Origin of the sequence: Mesorhizobium sp. M0276 (assembly GCF_040321755.1) — a bacterium.
In the GTDB taxonomy this organism is placed as follows: domain Bacteria; phylum Pseudomonadota; class Alphaproteobacteria; order Rhizobiales; family Rhizobiaceae; genus Mesorhizobium.
Map to the genome: position 1 here is coordinate 243,821 of NZ_JAMYSC010000001.1, position 16,019 is coordinate 259,839.

General features: G+C 64.5%; 16 protein-coding genes. 6 read left to right on the plus strand and 10 right to left on the minus strand.

Annotated elements, in window-relative coordinates; genetic code table 11:
- The first annotated feature begins 6 nt into the window (after positions 1-6).
- The 4 genes from NKJ01_RS01165 to atzF are packed head-to-tail and all read left to right on the plus strand — an operon-like array spanning position 7 to position 4,352.
- Positions 7-1,539 carry an ABC transporter ATP-binding protein gene (locus NKJ01_RS01165; protein ID WP_352725338.1) on the plus strand — a complete coding sequence of 511 codons (1,533 nt, stop codon included), beginning with the start codon at positions 7-9 and terminating at the stop codon, positions 1,537-1,539.
- On the plus strand, positions 1,539-2,207 hold the full coding sequence (locus tag NKJ01_RS01170; RefSeq protein WP_352725340.1) for a cysteine hydrolase family protein: 669 nt from the start codon (positions 1,539-1,541) through the stop codon (positions 2,205-2,207). Before NKJ01_RS01165 ends, NKJ01_RS01170 begins: the two co-directional genes overlap by 1 nt.
- Positions 2,200-2,550: a cupin domain-containing protein gene (locus NKJ01_RS01175; protein WP_352725341.1), complete on the plus strand. Its 351-nt coding sequence runs from the start codon at positions 2,200-2,202 to the stop codon at positions 2,548-2,550. Before NKJ01_RS01170 ends, NKJ01_RS01175 begins: the two co-directional genes overlap by 8 nt.
- Complete coding sequence (gene atzF, locus NKJ01_RS01180) at positions 2,547-4,352, plus strand: allophanate hydrolase (protein WP_352725343.1); 1,806 nt, start codon at positions 2,547-2,549, stop codon at positions 4,350-4,352. Before NKJ01_RS01175 ends, atzF begins: the two co-directional genes overlap by 4 nt.
- A gap of 97 nt (positions 4,353-4,449) precedes the next feature.
- On the opposite strand, the gene NKJ01_RS01185 is transcribed toward atzF, so the two are convergent.
- Genes NKJ01_RS01185 through flhA form a run of 3 tightly spaced genes read right to left on the minus strand, consistent with a single transcriptional unit; the run spans position 4,450 to position 7,675 of the window.
- Entirely contained in the window at positions 4,450-4,836 is a 387-nt protein-coding gene (locus NKJ01_RS01185; protein WP_352725345.1) for a hypothetical protein, read from the minus strand.
- A gap of 2 nt (positions 4,837-4,838) precedes the next feature.
- On the minus strand, positions 4,839-5,591 hold the full coding sequence (fliR, locus tag NKJ01_RS01190; protein ID WP_352725347.1) for a flagellar biosynthetic protein FliR: 753 nt from the start codon (positions 5,589-5,591) through the stop codon (positions 4,839-4,841).
- Complete coding sequence (gene flhA, locus NKJ01_RS01195) at positions 5,588-7,675, minus strand: flagellar biosynthesis protein FlhA (RefSeq protein ID WP_352725349.1); 2,088 nt, start codon at positions 7,673-7,675, stop codon at positions 5,588-5,590. Before flhA ends, fliR begins: the two co-directional genes overlap by 4 nt.
- Before the next feature lie 146 nt (positions 7,676-7,821).
- Between flhA and NKJ01_RS01200 the strand changes: the two genes are divergently transcribed.
- Both NKJ01_RS01200 and NKJ01_RS01205 read left to right on the plus strand, forming a co-directional pair.
- Positions 7,822-8,121, plus strand: a complete 300-nt coding sequence (locus NKJ01_RS01200; protein WP_352725351.1) for a putative quinol monooxygenase — start codon at positions 7,822-7,824, stop codon at positions 8,119-8,121.
- A 112-nt stretch (positions 8,122-8,233) separates the two neighbouring features.
- Positions 8,234-10,015 (plus strand): chloride channel protein, encoded by a 1,782-nt coding sequence (locus NKJ01_RS01205; protein WP_352725353.1) that lies wholly within the window; start codon positions 8,234-8,236, stop codon positions 10,013-10,015.
- 47 nt (positions 10,016-10,062) lie between these two features.
- On the opposite strand, the gene NKJ01_RS01210 is transcribed toward NKJ01_RS01205, so the two are convergent.
- The 7 genes from NKJ01_RS01210 to flgK all read right to left on the minus strand — a co-directional run bounded on the left by NKJ01_RS01210 (position 10,063) and on the right by flgK (position 15,993).
- Positions 10,063-11,706, minus strand: coding sequence for an MFS transporter (locus tag NKJ01_RS01210; RefSeq protein ID WP_352725355.1), 1,644 nt, complete (start codon positions 11,704-11,706; stop codon positions 10,063-10,065).
- A 271-nt stretch (positions 11,707-11,977) separates the two neighbouring features.
- Entirely contained in the window at positions 11,978-12,244 is a 267-nt protein-coding gene (gene fliQ, locus NKJ01_RS01215; protein WP_352725357.1) for a flagellar biosynthesis protein FliQ, read from the minus strand.
- A 24-nt stretch (positions 12,245-12,268) separates the two neighbouring features.
- Entirely contained in the window at positions 12,269-12,676 is a 408-nt protein-coding gene (gene flgD, locus NKJ01_RS01220) for a flagellar hook assembly protein FlgD (protein WP_352725359.1), read from the minus strand.
- On the minus strand, positions 12,676-13,119 hold the full coding sequence (gene flbT, locus NKJ01_RS01225; protein ID WP_023761705.1) for a flagellar biosynthesis repressor FlbT: 444 nt from the start codon (positions 13,117-13,119) through the stop codon (positions 12,676-12,678). Before flbT ends, flgD begins: the two co-directional genes overlap by 1 nt.
- Entirely contained in the window at positions 13,116-13,463 is a 348-nt protein-coding gene (flaF, locus tag NKJ01_RS01230) for a flagellar biosynthesis regulator FlaF (RefSeq protein WP_023761704.1), read from the minus strand. Before flaF ends, flbT begins: the two co-directional genes overlap by 4 nt.
- A 31-nt stretch (positions 13,464-13,494) precedes the next feature.
- Positions 13,495-14,538: a flagellar hook-associated family protein gene (locus tag NKJ01_RS01235; protein ID WP_031260869.1), complete on the minus strand. Its 1,044-nt coding sequence runs from the start codon at positions 14,536-14,538 to the stop codon at positions 13,495-13,497.
- Between the two features lie 3 nt (positions 14,539-14,541).
- On the minus strand, positions 14,542-15,993 hold the full coding sequence (gene flgK, locus NKJ01_RS01240; RefSeq protein ID WP_352725361.1) for a flagellar hook-associated protein FlgK: 1,452 nt from the start codon (positions 15,991-15,993) through the stop codon (positions 14,542-14,544).
- Positions 15,994-16,019 lie beyond the last annotated feature (26 nt).

Here is a 16,019-nt window from a genome sequence, read left to right on the forward strand (position 1 = left end):
CCGAGGATGAGCAAGATCATCGGCCACAAGGCCGTCGGCGTCGAGACCATCGGCATGACCATACGCTTCGGCGCCTTCACGGCGCTGGGCGATGTGTCGATCAAGGTGCCGGCGGGATCATTCCATGCGCTGCTCGGCGAAAACGGCGCCGGCAAGTCGACGCTGGTCAAATGCATGATGGGTTTCTACCATCCGACCTCCGGCGAGATGCGGGTCGACGGCCGCGAGGTGGCAATCGCCAGCCCCCAGGACGCCTCGGCGCTCGGCCTTGGCATGGTCTACCAGCATTTCACCCTCGTGCCGTCGCTGACCGGCGCGGAAAACCTGGTCATCTCGCGCGAAAAGGTGCCTGCCATCATCGACTGGCGCAAGGAGCGCGACGAACTTGCCGTGTTCATGGACCGGATGCCTTTCAAGCTTCCGCTCGATGTCAAGGTGGCCGAGCTTGCCGCTGGCGAGAAGCAGAAGCTGGAGATCGTCAAGCAGCTCTATCTCGGCCGCTCCTTCATGGTGTTGGACGAGCCGACTTCGGTACTCACCCCCGCCGAGGCGCAGGAGGTGCTCGGCCTCGTGCGCGCCATGACAAGGGCCGGCGACCTCACCGTGCTGATGATCTCGCACAAGTTCCACGAAGTGACGGCGTTCGCCGACGACGTCAGCGTGCTGCGCAAGGGCAGGCTGACCGGGACCGGCCGCGTCGCCGACCTTGACCACAGGCAGATGGCGGCGATGATGATCGGCGACCAGCCGATCGCAGCGCTCGACAGCCGCGCCGAGCCGAAGCCGGACGCCGAGATCGTACTCAAGGTCAAGGCACTGAAGGCGCCTGATCGCACCGGGCTGAAGTCGATCCGGATCGAGGATCTTGGCGTGCGCTCCGGCGAGATCGTCGGCATCGCCGGTATTTCCGGCAACGGCCAGAAGGAATTCCTCGAAGTACTGGCCGGGCAGCGCCCGCGCGATGCCGGCGAAGTGATGGTGCGCGGCACTGCCTACGCGGCGACGCGCGCCGAGGCGCGTGCGCTCAACGTCCGCCTCATTCCGGAGGAGCCGCTGAAGAACGCCTGCGCGCCGAAGATGACCGTGGCCGAAAACATCTCCTTCCGCACCTTCGATATTGACGACAACGGCAAGCCGGTGAGTTGGATCAGCGCCGGTGCCATCAAGGCCTTCAGCGCCCGCCTGGTCGAGCAGTTCAAGGTCAAGACCGCCTCGCTATCCTCGCCGATCGCCTCGCTGTCGGGCGGCAATGTGCAGCGCGCCGTGCTCGCCCGCGAACTCACCGGCGAAGTCGACCTTCTGATCGTCTCCAATCCGTGCTTCGGCCTCGACTTCTCGGCAGTGGCCGAAATCCGCGCCCGCATCATGAAGGCGCGCAATGCGGGTGCGGCCGTGCTTTTGATGTCGGAAGACCTCGACGAGCTGCTCGAACTCTCCGACCGTATCCTGGTCATGTCGGACGGCGCACTGGTCTACGAGACGCCTATCGCGCAGGCGAGCGTGCAGACGATCGGCGCGCATATGGCTGGACATCATTGATGGCTGAAATCGCAGCGCAGCCGTTTCCGTTCGCCTTCGAGCGTGAGAGCTTGGTGCTGGTCGTCATCGACATGCAGCGCGATTTCGCCGAGCCCGGCGGCTTCGGCGCCAGCCTCGGCAACGACGTCAGCCGGGTCGTGGCGATCGTGCCGACGGTGAAGCGGCTGATCGAGGGATTTCGCGCCGCCGGCCTGCCGGTGATCCACACGATGGAGTGCCATCGTTCGGACCTTTCGGATCTGCCGCCAGCCAAGCGCAATCGCGGCAATCCCTCGATCCGCATCGGCGATGTAGGGCCGATGGGCCGCGTTCTGATCGTCGGCGAGCCGGGCACGGCTATCCTCGACGAGCTTGCGCCGCTGCCTGGCGAGATCGTCATCGAGAAGCCTGGCAAGGGGGCATTCTATGCCACGAGCTTCGGTGAGGACCTCAAGCGGTTCGGCGCGCAGCAACTCGTCTTTGCCGGCGTCACCACCGAAGTCTGCGTGCAGACGACGATGCGCGAGGCCAACGACCGTGGCTATGAGTGCCTGCTCGCCGAGGACGCGACGGAAAGCTATTTCCCTGAGTTCAAGGCAGCGGCGATCGCCATGATCAGGGCGCAGGGCGCCATCGTCGGCTGGACAGCGACCACCGATCAGGTACTCGAGGGAATTGCCAATGCCTAATCTTGCCTTTGCCGGCCTGCTCGACGGCGGCTGGCGCGATCTGGCGTTCGAGCCTTTCCGAGATGGAATCAGTGTGCACTGGCTGCTGAAGGGCGGGCCGGTGGAGCCGTCGGTCGCCGTCCTCAGCTACCGGCCCGGCGCCGGCGTGCCGCGCCATCGCCATGTCGGGCTGGAAACCATCGTCGTGCTGGAGGGAACGCAGAGTGACGAGAATGGCGACTATCCCACCGGCAGCGTGGTGCTCAATCCGGTCGGCACAGAGCATTCGGTGTGGACGAAAGACGGCTGCGTCGTGCTGATCCAGTGGGACCTGCCGGTGATCATTCTGGGGGAGGCCAAATGAGCGACCTGCGCTTCGACATAAGCAGCCTGCACGCCGCCTATCAGGCAGGCATCGGCGTAGACGAAGTCATCGAGACGGTGCATGCCCGCCTGAGGGCCGCCGACGATCCCGGCATCTTCATTCATCTGGCCGACAAGGCCGCGCTGCTGGCGGCCGCCGCCGCCCTCTGCCCGTTCGACCCGGTGGCCCAGCCGCTCTGGGGCGTCCCCTTCGCCGTCAAGGACAATATCGACGTCGCCGGCATGCCGACGACCGCGGCCTGCGCCGAATACACCTACTGGCCCGACAGCGACGCCACCGTGGTGGCACGGCTGAAGGCGGCCGGCGCGCTGGTCGTCGGCAAAACCAATCTCGACCAGTTCGCCACCGGCCTTGTCGGCGTGCGCACGCCATGGCCGATCCCGCGCAACGCCATCGACGCCGAGCTGGTGCCGGGCGGCTCCTCGTCTGGGTCGGCGGTGGCGACGGCGCGAGGCATCGTCTCGTTTGCGCTCGGCACCGACACCGCCGGCTCCGGCCGCATCCCCGCCGGCCTCAACAACATCGTCGGGCTGAAGCCGACGGTCGGCGCGCTGTCGGCCGCCGGCGTCGTGCCGGCCTGCCGCACGCTCGACTGCGTGTCGGTGTTCGCATTGACCGTCGACGACGCCTATCGGGTGTTCTCGGTGGCGGCGGCGCGCGACGCCACCGATCCATATTCGCGCGACATCGCTGTCCAGCCGCTCGCCGTACGCCCGCCCGTGCTGAGCGTCGGCATCCCGGCAAAGGCCGACCTGAAATTCTTCGGCGATGCGGCGATGCAAGCCGGCTTCGAGGCCTCGCTTGCCACGCTGTCGCGGCTCGGCTGCCGGCTGGTGGAAATCCCCTTCGGCGATTTCTACGCCACCGCCAACCTTCTCTACGAGGGCGCCTGGGTGGCCGAGCGCTATGCGGCGATCCGCGATTTCATGGAGGCCAACGAAGCGGCCCTGCATCCGGTGACGCGCAAGATCATCGGCGGCGCGCGTAAGCTTTCGGCGGCGGACGCCTTCCGCGGCCTCTATGCCTTGCAGGCCTACAGGGCAAAGCTCGCTCCCGTCATCGCCTCTGTCGACTTGTTCTGCGTGCCGACCGCGCCGACGCATTACACAACCGCCGCTGTGCTCGCCGATCCGATCGAGACCAACAGCCGCCTCGGCACCTACACCAATTTCGTCAACCTGCTCGACATGTGCGGCATCGCCGTTCCGACAGGCACGCGCGACGACGGGCTGCCGATGAGCGTGACCTTGCTGGCGTCGGCAAGCCGCGATGCGCTGACAGCGGCGCTCGCCCGCGACCTGCATGCGGCGAGCGGCGCTTCGCTCGGCGCAACGGGCTGGCCCCAGCCCGACGCGCAGCCGGCCACCGTGCCGGCCGGCGACGGCATGATCGATCTGGTGGTGGTCGGCGCGCATCTGTCGGGCATGCCACTCAACGGCCAGCTCAACCAGCTCTGCGCGCAATTCCTGCGCGCCACAAGAACCGCCGCCGCCTACAAGCTTTATGCACTGGCCGGGCAGTCGGTGCCGAAACCCGGCCTGATCCGCGTTGCGGATGGCGGCATGCGGATCGATGTCGAGGTCTGGCGGCTTGGACCGGAGGCCTTCGGTCATTTCGTCGCCGCCATTCCGGCGCCACTCGGTGTAGGAACGATCGAACTCGAGGATGGCAGCGCGGCCAAGGGATTTCTCGTAGAGACCGCCGGCCTAGCGAACGCGTCCGATATCTCTGCCTATGGTGGTTGGCGCAATTTTATCAGCCGCGACCAAAAATATGGCTGATCGAACTGACCTCTGGTCAAAAAGGCCCGTCACTTCGAATGAACCCTAAATTCGGGCTCGGCTTCGTTGGCTTGCGCAAGCGGGTAGCGGATGCCACCTACTTCTCATGTCCCAGCTTCTGCGCGATCAGATCCAGCCGCTCGCGGTCGGAGCGTTCACGCTCGTCGCGGTTGCGCACCTCCTTGTAGGCGCGTTCGACCATGTTGGTGCGCGCGGTTGCGGCGGCGATGAGGCTGGCTTCTTGCTTGGCGCTTGCCAGGTTCGCCTCCTGGCGGACGACGGCTTGGGCGATGCGACGGTGGTAGAGATCGGGAAACAGGCCGGAGAGGGAATCGGCCTGGTCGAAATGCCCGACCAGATCGCGGGCTTCGGCCTCGGCGTTGCTGGCCGCGGCAAGGAAGGTGGCGTGACGGGTTTCGTGCAGCGCCTTCACCTGCTCCTGCACCTTGACCAGTTTCCTGAGGCGGTCCTTGCGCGCGGCCATGGTCATCTCGCCAGCGTCAGGTCGACAAAACCGTCGACGAACAGCGACAGCATTGTGCCGATGGCGAAGTAGAAGATGATCATGCCGCCGGCGATGATGAAGGGCTGGGAGATGAAATAGATCGGGATCTGCGGGGTCAGCTTGTTGACGAACCCGATCGTCAGATTGACGAGAATGGCATAGGCGACGAACGGGCTGCCGAGGCGGATGACCAGGAAGAAGGTGTCCGAGACCGTGTCGGTGACATCGACCAGCGCGGCCTGCGGGTTGAAGAAGATGTTGACCGGCGCGACTGTGTAGGAAGACACCAGCGCGCGCACGATCTCGTGATCGAAATCGAAGACGAACAGCATCAGCAACGCCGAAAACGAGATGATGGCTGCAAGCGCCGCCTGGGGTTCGGGCTCCTCGATCGCCGGTCCGCCGGTGCCCCCATAACCGATCAGCATGGCAATGGCCGACCCCATGAAGCGCAGGGCTTCCATGTAAAGCCTGGTCATCGCGCCGATCAGGCCGCCGACCAGCAGTTCCGAGATGATCATCGGCATCAGGATTTGCGGGCGCGGGTCGACGAAGGGAAAGATCTTGTCCCAGAGGAAAGCGAGCAGGCCGCCGGTGGCGGCGACCGCCACGAACAGCCTGACCTGGACCGGAATGCGGGCGCTGGACAGGCCCGGCATCAGCATGAAGCAGGCGCCGATACGGCAGAAGGCGAGGAACGCCGCGATGACGACGCCTTGCGAGAGCACGCTCACGATATGGTTCCGAGCACCCTGATCTCGACGCCCTTGGCGATTTCGACATGGCTGAGCACCGGCAGCGTGGTGAACAGCCGCTCGATGATCATGCGCACATAGGGGCGGGCATCGGGCGCGGTGACCAGCACGAAACGCTCGCCGGCTTCGAGAAATTTCTTGATCGCCTTGGTCGCGTCCTGGCCGAACTCTTCCAGCTGGCGCGGGTCGATGTCGAATTCGCGCACCTCGCCCTTGGCGTCGCGCTTGAGGCTCTGGTGGAAGGCGAGGTCCCAGCGGTTGCCGAGGCGCAGCACCTTCAAAACGCCGCCCTCGGAGAGGTCGCCACAGATCTGCTGGGCCATGCGGATGCGGACATGTTCGACGATCTGCTCGGTGCGGCGCACATGCGGTGCTATCTCGGCGATCGCCTCGATGATCAGATGCAGGTTGCGGATCGAGACCCGCTCGGCGAGCAGCAGCTTCAGCACCGCCTGCAGGCCTGGATAGGAGATGTGCGTGGTGCAGATCTCGTCGGCAAGCTTGCGGTATTCCTGGTCCTGCCGTTCGAGCAGCGCCTTCATGTCCTTGTAGGACAGAAGCTGCGGCAGGTTGTTGCGGATGACCTCCGAGAGATGGGTGAGCAGCACCGACATGTTGTCGGCGAAGGTGTAGTTTTCGCGCTTAAGGTCTTCAGAGAAGGTTTCGAGCACGGAGTAGGCCCGCATGCCGAAGGCGGGTTCGCGAATTTCCTCGCCCGGTATTTCGGGCATGTCGCGGCTGCCGAGCAGCACCATGATCTCGCCGACACGCATCTGGTATTCGGCCACCACGGTGCCGTGCACCTTGATCTGATAGCTCTTCGGCGGGATGGCGAAATCGTCGGCGACGCGCACCTCCGGCACGACAAAGCCGTATTGGGTGGCGAATTTCTTGCGCATCTTGGCCATGCGGAAAACCAGTTCCTGATGCGACGTCAGCAGCCTCGTCGACAGCTGCTTGCCGATCAGCAGCTCGATCTCGGCGGTGGCGAGCGAGGCCTTGACCGAGTTCTTCTCCTCCTCGACCTTGGTCGCCTTCTCCTGGTCCTTGATCGCTTCAGCTTCGGCGAGGGCGCGGTTGTGGCGCATCGGGATGACGTAGCCGAGGCCGGCCATGCCGGCGGCGAGCGCAAAGAACGGGAACACCGGCAGGCCAGGCATCAGACCGAGCAGCACCAGCAGCGATGCGGCGACGTAGAGGGCGCGCGGATGGGCGCCGAGCTGGCCGAACACCGCCTGGTTGGTCGAGCCGCGGGTGCCGCCCTTCGAGACGAGCAGGCCGGCGGCGAGCGAGACGATGAGTGCCGGGATCTGGGTTACGAGGCCGTCGCCGACAGACAGCTTGATGAACACGTCGGCGGCTTCGCCCATGCCCATGCCGTGCCTGATGTAGCCTATGGCAATGCCGCCGACGATATTGATGGCGGTGATAATGAGGCCGGCGATGGCATCGCCGCGGACGAATTTCGAGGCGCCGTCCATCGAGCCGAAGAAGGAGGATTCCTCTTCCAGCTCGCGGCGGCGCAGCTGCGCCGTCTTGTCGTCGATCATGCCGGCGGAGAGATCGGCGTCGATCGACATCTGCTTGCCGGGAATGGCATCGAGGGTGAAGCGGGCGCCGACTTCGGCGATACGGGTGGCGCCCTTGGTGATGACGATGAAGTTCACCACGATCAGGATCATGAAGACGATGAGGCCGATGACGAAGTCGCTGGCCATCACCAGCTTGGAGAAACCGGCGATGACATAGCCGGCCGCATGCGTGCCCTCATTGCCATGCGACAGGATCATGCGCGTGGTGGCGATGTTGAGCGATAGCCTGAGCATGGTGGCGATGAGCAGCACGGTCGGGAATGACGAGAAATCGAGCGGCCGCTGGATCCACAGCGCCACCATCAGGATCAGTACCGAAAGCGCGATCGAGAAGGCGAGGCCAATGTCGATGAGAAAGGCCGGGATCGGCAGGAACAGCACGGCCAGGATGATGACGATGCCGATGGCGAAGAAGACGTCGCGGCCGTTCTTGGCTACCGCGCCGGGCTGGATGCTTTCGCTGATCGCCATGTCGTCCCCAAAACCATAGACTGCCGAGCGCGCGACAGCCTGGTGAAGGTAGCCCGCCAAGCTTGCGCGAGGGTGGGAGACTGGCTAGTTCGAACGGTCATGCGCGGGTGGCCGTGCGGGCCGGCTTGGCAAAGAAGGGAAAACCCATGCTTCTGATCATCGGCACCATCCGCTTGCCGCCAAACAAATTGGAGGAAGCCAAACCCGCCATGGAGCGCATGGTTTTGGCCAGCCGTGCCGAGGCCGGCTGTGTACAATATTCCTACGCGCGGGATGTGCTCGATGCCGGGCTCATCCGGGTCGCGGAAGTCTGGAGCGACCGGGCAGCGCTGGACGCGCATTTCGCCTCGCCGCACCTTGCGGACTGGCGTGCGAGCTGGCCGGCACTTGGCATCGGCGAGCGCAACCTCGTGCTCTATGAAGCCGGCGAGCCCACGCCGACCTGATCGGTTTGCCACAATGGCGCCTCGTCTGTCGCCATTGTGGTTGCCATGCCTTGTCGCCGGGCGTATCAGGCGGCCTTTCCACTGCCTTTTGTGATGTCGGCGAGCCGCCCCGGTGCTTTCCAGAAACCACAGCGAAGTCTACGCCCGCCGGCTGCGCGCGGTGCTGATCCGATCGGTGCCGCTGCTCGAGGCGCGCGGCATCGCGGTGGTCATCCTGGCCGGCGCCGTCGGCATGATGGCGGGCCTACTGGTCACGGCGATGAGCCAGATCGTGCAGGACCTGCACGGGCTGTTGTTCGGCGTCCAGCCCGGTGGTCGGCTTTCAGGCATGTTCTCGCTCACCAATCCGGTACAGGCGCTGGTACCGGCGATCGGCGGCATCCTGCTCGGGCTAACGGTGATCTGGCTCAGAATCCGGAAATTCCGCGCCCCGATCGACCCGATCGAAGCCAACGCGCTCTATGGCGGACGCATGTCGCTGACCGACACCTTCATCATCGCCGGCCAGACGATGATCTCCAGCGGTTTTGGCGCCTCGGTCGGGCTGGAAGCCGGCTACACGCAGGTCGGGTCCGGCCTGGCGTCACGGCTGGCGCACTTCTTCAGGCTGCGCCGCAACGATGTCCGCATCCTGGTTGGCTGTGGTGCGGCCGGTGCCATAGCGGCCGCCTTCGATGCACCGCTGACCGGCGCCTTCTATGGCTTCGAACTGATTATCGGCATCTATTCGGTCGCCAATGTCGCGCCTGTCATGACAGCGGCGATCTCAGCCTCGCTGACCGCCGAAATGTTCGGCGGAGTGCCGTTTCCGCTCGAGCTTTCGGGCCTGCCGCCGCTCACCGCCAGCCAGTACGTGCCGTTCCTACTGCTTGGTCTGCTTGGCGGGGCCGCCTCGATCGCCATCATGCATCTGGTGACGCTGATCGAGCGCGGTTTTGCCAAGCTGTCGATCGATGCGTCGCTGCGCCCCGTCATCGGCGGCATCGTGGTCGGCTTGTTGGGGCTGATCACGCCGCAGGTCCTGTCCAGCGGCCATGGCGCGCTGCATCGCGAATTCTCGATGAATTACGGACTGACCGTGGTGGCCAGCGTCTTCGTGCTCAAGCTGGCGGCATCGGCGGTCTCGCTGGGATCGGGCTTTCGCGGCGGATTGTTCTTTGCCTCATTGTTCCTCGGCGCGCTGCTCGGCAAGGCGTTTGCGGATGTGATGGTCGTCGTCTCCCCGGCAACCGGCATCGACCCTGCCGTCGCCGCCGTCGTCGGCATGACGTCGCTCGCCGTCGGCGTCGTCGGCGGACCGCTGACGATGACCTTCCTGGCGCTGGAATCGACCCGCGACCTGACGCTGACCGGCGTCGTGCTGGCGGCCTCGCTCATGGCGGCGATCCTGGTGCGGGAAACCTTCGGCTACTCGTTCTCGACATGGCGCTTCCACCTGCGCGGCGAGACTATCCGCAGCGCCCACGACGTCGGCTGGATGCGCAGCCTCACCGTCGGTTCGATGATGCGCAAGGATATCAAGACCATCTCTGCCTCGACGACGCTGGCAGCCTTCCGCAGGCAAGTGCCGCTCGGCTCGGCCCAGCGCGTCATCGCCGTCGATGCGGGCGACCACTATGTCGGCATGCTGATCGTGGCCGAACTGCACAGCGATCTATCCGACGGCGAGGTCGCGGTGCGCGATCTTGCCAAGTACAAGGACGCGGTGCTGGTGCCCAGCATGAACGTGCAGGCCGCCGCCGAGACCTTCCAGCGCGCTGGCGCCGAAGAACTCGCCGTGGTCGAGGATTTCACCGACCATATCGTGCTGGGGCTGTTGACCGAAGGCCATTTGATGCGGCGCTACGCCGAGGAACTCGACAAGGCGCGCCGGGACCTGTCGGGCGAGGGTTAGCGTAACCCAGGGCAAAATCCTTACGAGAGCCGGCGCGGTTGCCAAGCCTAATGCTCGATCGGCCCCTTGGCCATCACGAGAGCGGTGCCGGCGGTCGTCGGGCGCTCGATCATGCGCCGCACGCGCGGCGGCTCGTCGCCGCTGTGCAGCGCCCGCACGCGCTCGCCGATGACGGCGTCGGCATGGGTGATGCGTCCATTGTGGCGCACATATTCGATCCAGGTCGGCGTATGGTAGTGCTCGATCCAGATCGCCGGATTTTCGAGGTCGCGCGCCAGCGTCCAGTTGCGGGCGCCGTCACGGCGGCGGACACGGCGACGTTCGGCCATGATGGCGAGGAACTCGGGTACGTCCTTTTCGCGGATGACGTATTCGATCATGATGGCGATCGGCCCGCTGCGCGGCTTGAGGTCGAGCGCCAGGTGCGGTTCCCTGAAGCGGTTGAGTGGATCGAGATTGAGCACTTGCTGTTGCGGCAACGGCAAGAGCAGGCCGATGGCGCCGCCGGCCAGCATGGCGATGCTGGCCGCGATCAGCGCGGTTTCGGCGCCATGGGCATCGGCGACGACGCCCCAGATCCAGCTGCCGAGCGCGATGCCGCCGAAGGTCGCGGTCTGATAGACCGACAGCACCCGGCCGACCACCCAGCGCGGGGTGGCCATCTGCACCGTGACATTGAAATGCGACAGCGCGATCACCCAGCAAGCACCACCGACGAGCAGGCCGAGTGAGGTCTGCCAGGCATGATGGCTGAAGGCGGCATTGAAGGCGCAGACGGCGAAGCCGGCGAAAGCACAGCGCACCATCGTCTCGCTGGACAGCAATTGCCGCAGCCTGACGCTGATCAAGGCGCCGCCGACGGCACCGATGCCGAAGGCGCCAAGCATGATGCCGTAGGTCAGGGCATCGCCCTTGACGACATCGCGCGCCACCAGCGGCAGCAGTGCCAGCACGGCGCCGGCGCTGAAGCCGAAAGCCGCGCCCCTGACCAGCACCTTGCCGATGTTGGGCGACATGGCGACATAGCGCAGGCCGGCGCCCATGGCGGCACCCAGCGACTCGCGCGGCAAGGTCGATACCGGCACGTCAGGCTTCCAGCGCGCCAGGACGACGATCAGGCCGATATAACTCACCGCGTTTGCCGCAAACGCGGCCGCCGCACCGGCAGCGGCGACAATGATGCCGCCGATCGCCGGGCCGACGCTGCGGGTCAGATTGAAGCCCATCGAATTGAGTGCGACGGCGGCCGGCACCTTGTTGCGGGGCACGATGTCGCCGACGGAGGCCTGCCATGACGGGCTGTTGAGCGCGGTGCCGCTGTCGATCAGGAAAGTGAAGGCAAGCAGCGTCCACGGCGTGATCAGGCCGGAATAGGTGAACAGGGTCAGGAGCACCGAGACCACCAGCATGAAGGTCTGGGCGACCAGCATCACCTTGCGCCGGTCGAAACTGTCGGCAATGGCGCCGGCGACAAGCGCAAACAGCATGATCGGCAAGGTGGTCGAAGCCTGGACCAGGGCCACCTGATAGGGCGAGGTGGCAATCGTCGTCATCATCCAGGCGGCGCCAACGCCCTGAATCAGGCCGCCGAAATTGGAGACGAGACTTGCACCCCAGACGGCGCGGAAAATGCCGTGCCGGAAGGGCGCCAGTGCCGAGACGCTCTCGCTGTCCGGCTTTTCGTCAATCATCGGTGGTTCCTGCCATGTCGTGCCGATTCGTCAGACGATCCGTTTGCTCAGGCCGTTTGCCGAAAGTAGGGCATGACCCCGCAAAGGGCGAATGTCTTTCGAAAAAGCTCATGGTCCAACAATGGGATAGAGGAGGTCCACGCCCTATCTGCCGCCAGACCTGAGGAGATGCATCGGGTCGGCAACCGACCTGCCCGAATGCAAAGGACAATCCAGCCGTAGCCGTCTGCAAGCCTTGGCACTCGTTCCAACAAAGTCGGATAGCTGCCGCTCAGAAGCCGTTCTGGATGCGCTCGAAGATGACGTTGGTGAAGGCTGATATCTGGCTGCCGATGAAAGGGCCGGTCAGCGCCACCACCAGCATGATGGCGACGATCTTCGGCACGAAGGTCAAGGTGATTTCCTGGACCTGCGTCAGCGCCTGGACGAGGGCGATGCCGATGCCGACCACCATGGCGACAAGCACCACCGGGGCGGACGCGGTGAGCACCGTCCATACCGCGTACTGGACGATATCGAGAGCGTCGGCCTCGTTCATGGGACTGGCTCTCTGTCGAAAGCCTCAGCTCGCTGCCTTGACCGAGACTCCCGGCCCGACCGCGACTTCGGTGCCGTTCTGCAGCACGGCGATGAGGCCGCTGCTGGCGAGGCGCACCGACGCCACTGTGCCTGTCGTGTTGCCGTCGGCGGAGGTTATCGATCGCCCGATCAGCGCGTCGGCCTGCGACAGCGCCGAGGACTGCATGATCTGGTCGAGCTTGGTATTGCTTTGCACCGATTGCTCGACCTGCGAGAACGTGGCGAGCTGGGCGACGTACTGCGTCGAGTCCATCGGCTTGGTCGGATCCTGGTTCTTCATCTCGGCGATCAGAAGCTTCAGGAAGGACTGATAGTCGACCGCTGTCTTCGACGTCGACGCGGTGGCCTGGTTGGCGCCGGTCGGTATCTTCGTCGTCATGTCCACGTTCATCAGTATCGTGCTCCCACAGCCAGCGGGCGCTCGGCACCCGGAACGTCGTCATTGCCGCCCAGCGCGCGGCGTTCAAGCGGATAGAGCGCGCGAATTGCTTTCAGCGCCTCGTAAATATAATCCTCGCCGACCATGCGGTCGATCTGTTTCAAGGCGCCGCAGATCTGGGTGTCTTCGAAGCTTACAAGCAGCAACGGCAGCGAGCGGCGGAACATGTCGCGCGCGGCGGCCGCGCCGGCCGGGTTCATCAGCATGACCTGCAGGATGAAATACAGCTGCTTGAGCGGCGTCGAGGCATCTTCGGCCTGGATCACGTGGCTTTCGAGTAGGAACTGCACGTCGTTCATCAATTCGACGGTGACCTTGCGGTCGACACGGATGACGGCGCCGTTAATGTAGATCTTTTCATTCGGCTTGAGCGATATCTTCAGTGTGTTGGTCATTGAATGCCGTCCCTGATGATCTGGGACACTTCGATCAGCCCTTCGAAATTGTTGGTGCGGCCCTGGCGAATGTCCTCCGCCTCGCGCAGCAGCCACAGACCGATGGAAATGAGGTTGGCGCGCAGTTCCTTGGGCAGGGCGTTGTCGCTGGAGCCGAGGTCCTCGACGAAGGCGGTCCAGACACGGTTGGTGAAATTCAGTGCCTCGATCGCCTCCATCGAACTGTGGCCGGCCGCCGCCGCTGCCGCCAGCATGTCGATCGAGCGGGTCAGGAGTTCCCGCTCGCGGTCCTTCGCATCGGCTACTGAGGTGCTCTGGATGTCGGCGTAGGAGAATTGGTACATCGTTGGGGCTCTACCGTTCCGTTAAGCGTTGTCAGGTCAGGTAATTCAGCAGGCTGAGCTGCTGCAGGCGTGCGGTCAGCGCGAAGGACGTTTCGATGTGCTGCGTCAGGTCGGCGACGCGGGTCGCGGCTTCGGCTGGATCGACGCCAACCAGATCGACAATATGCCGTTCGAACAGATCGGTCTGAGTTTTCATACGGTCGTTTGCGTCGGACAGCCGCTTCTGGACGATGCCGGTCTCGGACTGAACCTGGGCAATGCCGCTCAGCGCTTCGCCGACCAGCAACGTGGAGCGGCTGACGACCGTGTTCTTCGCAGCCTGGCTGATGTTGCTGGACATCAGGCTGGCAACCATGGTTGCCGCCATGGCGAGCTTCTGGATGCCGTCGCTGTTGGCACTGGTCGAGGTCGGTGTGGTTTCGTTGAGCGCGATGCGGCTGACGATCTGCTGGTCGGTGGCGTTCGACCAGTTGCCTTGCCATCCCGGACCCATGAACTGCGGTACGACGTCGTTGGTGATGAAATCGTCCATCTGCGCGGCAGTGATGTTGGCGGCTGCCGGGTCATCCGGGGTGAAACCGAAATTGGTGACGAAGGAAGCATCGAATGCCGCCTTTGCCGGCGAGCCGGCGGCGCTGAAGTCGTTGATCGGCTTGACGTCGGTGTTGGTGCCGGCGAACAGGTACTCGCCGTTGACGCTGGTGTTGAGGATCGAGGTCAGCTGCTGGATGGTCGCTTTGCCGGAATCCCGGGTGAGACTGTTGGAAGAATCGCTTGATGAGGCGGTGGTCAGGGCAGACAGGAATGTCTGAGCGGCGCCGGAGAGCTGGCCAAGCGAGGTCTGCGTCGAGGAAAGGCGAGCGCCGACCAGGCCGTTGGAGTCGATGATGACATTGAGCCGGTCGAGATCGCGCTGGAAGGTGACGGACTGGGCAGTGCGCCCTCCGAGAGCTAGACCGACATCGGCGACCTTGCCACTCGAGGACTCTTTCGTAGCTTTGACGAGATCGGCCTGCATGCGCATCTGCTGGGAGCGCATGGCGTTCGATATGGCGGCTGACGAGACAGAAGTCATGGATTATCCCACCGCGTTGAGCAAGGCCGCCATCATGTCGTCGACGGTTTTCATCATCCGGGCCGACGCCTGATAGGTGTGCTCGAGGTCGAGGAGCAGCGACATTTCCTGGTCGACATTGACGCCGGTTGCGTTGGACAGAGCCTCGGCGCTGCGCGAGGCCAGTGCTTCCTTGGCGTCGGAAGCGGTCGATGCCTGCTGGCGCACGCCCTCGAACCAGCCGATCGAGTTGGCCGCGTAGTCGGAAACGCTGGACATTGCCGAAACCCCGGCGGCGGGATCGAAGGTCATCGGTTGGTCGAGCCGATCGCCATAGGCAATCAGCAGGGCGGAATAGGATGCGCCGCCGGTGTTGGCGACATAGGCCGCACCGTTGGCACCGCCGTCGCGCAGCAGCGTCGGATTGCCGCCGCTGCTCGGGTCCATCGCCGCATTGACGCTGATGGATGCGGCAAGCCCGTTGACCAGCGTGCCCGCTGCCGGCACCGCCGGCGTGCCCGACCATGTGAACAGGCCGGTTTTGTTAGGTAGCGATGGCGCCGTTTCGGCAAAGGCCGTGATCAGGCCGCGCGCGGTCTCGTCGAGCTGGCTCTGCATGGTCGAGGCGACGCCGTCGCGCAGTTGCAGCAGGCCGGCAAGCGTGCCGCTGGCGCTGGTGTTGCCGCCGGCTCCCGCCGAGATCGGCACATTGTCGATATAGACTGCATTGCCGGCGGCGCCCGCGGTATAGCCAGCCGACGCCGCGAAACTGACCGTGCGCGGTATCGTCTCGAACAATGTCGTGCCGTCACCGGTGGTGATGACCATGTCATTGTCGCCTCGCGTGAAAGTCGACACCGGGACATAGTTCGAAATCTTCTTCAAAAGCGCGTCGCGCTGGTCGAGCGCATCGGAAACATCGTTGCTGGAGCGGGTTCCGGTCATGACGGCCGTGTTGGCATCCTGGAACTGGCTGAGCAGCGAGTTCAGGTCGTCGACCGCCGTGGCGATCTGGCCATCGGTCTGGGTGCGGAAATCCTGGACGGCCTTGGAGCCCTCGTTCAGCGAACGCACAACCTGCTTGGCGGCGTCGATGACGCTGGCTCCGAGGTTCTGGTTGGACGGAGAAGTGGCGTAGAGCTGCAGCGCCTGCTGCAGGTTGGCGATCGCGGACGAGGGCGAGGACGCATTGTCGACGCCGTTGACCGCAACGCCCAGCTGATCCATGCCGCTGAAGAGCGCGTTCTGGCCGCTCCAGGCCGACAGTGCGCCGAGATTCTGGCGGAACAAGAGATCGTTGGTGACGCGTTGAATATCAACCGAACGCGCGCCCGGCGCCGTGCTGGTGACGATGGCCTGGCGGCGCGAATAGTCCGGATTGGAGGCGTCGGCAACGTTGCGGGAGACAACGCTGGTCTGTCGCGCGGTGTTCATAAGCGCGGACTGGGCGATACTCAATGCGGTAGACAGTGACATGCGGTCTTTCGCGGGGCGGTGCCCGT

Bases quoted from the DNA above. Each gene is read 5' to 3' on its own strand.
- NKJ01_RS01170 (WP_352725340.1), top strand. From the start codon at position 1,539: ATGGCTGAAATCGCAGCGCAGCCGTTTCCGTTCGCCTTCGAGCGTGAG.
- fliQ (WP_352725357.1), bottom strand. From the start codon at position 12,244: ATGAACGAGGCCGACGCTCTCGATATCGTCCAGTACGCGGTATGGACG.
- NKJ01_RS01235 (WP_031260869.1), bottom strand. From the start codon at position 14,538: ATGACTTCTGTCTCGTCAGCCGCCATATCGAACGCCATGCGCTCCCAG.
- NKJ01_RS01185 (WP_352725345.1), bottom strand. From the start codon at position 4,836: ATGGCCGCGCGCAAGGACCGCCTCAGGAAACTGGTCAAGGTGCAGGAG.
- flgK (WP_352725361.1), bottom strand. From the start codon at position 15,993: ATGTCACTGTCTACCGCATTGAGTATCGCCCAGTCCGCGCTTATGAAC.
- NKJ01_RS01210 (WP_352725355.1), bottom strand. From the start codon at position 11,706: ATGATTGACGAAAAGCCGGACAGCGAGAGCGTCTCGGCACTGGCGCCC.
- NKJ01_RS01200 (WP_352725351.1), top strand. From the start codon at position 7,822: ATGCTTCTGATCATCGGCACCATCCGCTTGCCGCCAAACAAATTGGAG.
- NKJ01_RS01175 (WP_352725341.1), top strand. From the start codon at position 2,200: ATGCCTAATCTTGCCTTTGCCGGCCTGCTCGACGGCGGCTGGCGCGAT.
- flgD (WP_352725359.1), bottom strand. From the start codon at position 12,676: ATGAACGTGGACATGACGACGAAGATACCGACCGGCGCCAACCAGGCC.
- atzF (WP_352725343.1), top strand. From the start codon at position 2,547: ATGAGCGACCTGCGCTTCGACATAAGCAGCCTGCACGCCGCCTATCAG.
- flhA (WP_352725349.1), bottom strand. From the start codon at position 7,675: ATGGCGATCAGCGAAAGCATCCAGCCCGGCGCGGTAGCCAAGAACGGC.
- flaF (WP_023761704.1), bottom strand. From the start codon at position 13,463: ATGTACCAATTCTCCTACGCCGACATCCAGAGCACCTCAGTAGCCGAT.
- NKJ01_RS01165 (WP_352725338.1), top strand. From the start codon at position 7: ATGAGCAAGATCATCGGCCACAAGGCCGTCGGCGTCGAGACCATCGGC.
- flbT (WP_023761705.1), bottom strand. From the start codon at position 13,119: ATGACCAACACACTGAAGATATCGCTCAAGCCGAATGAAAAGATCTAC.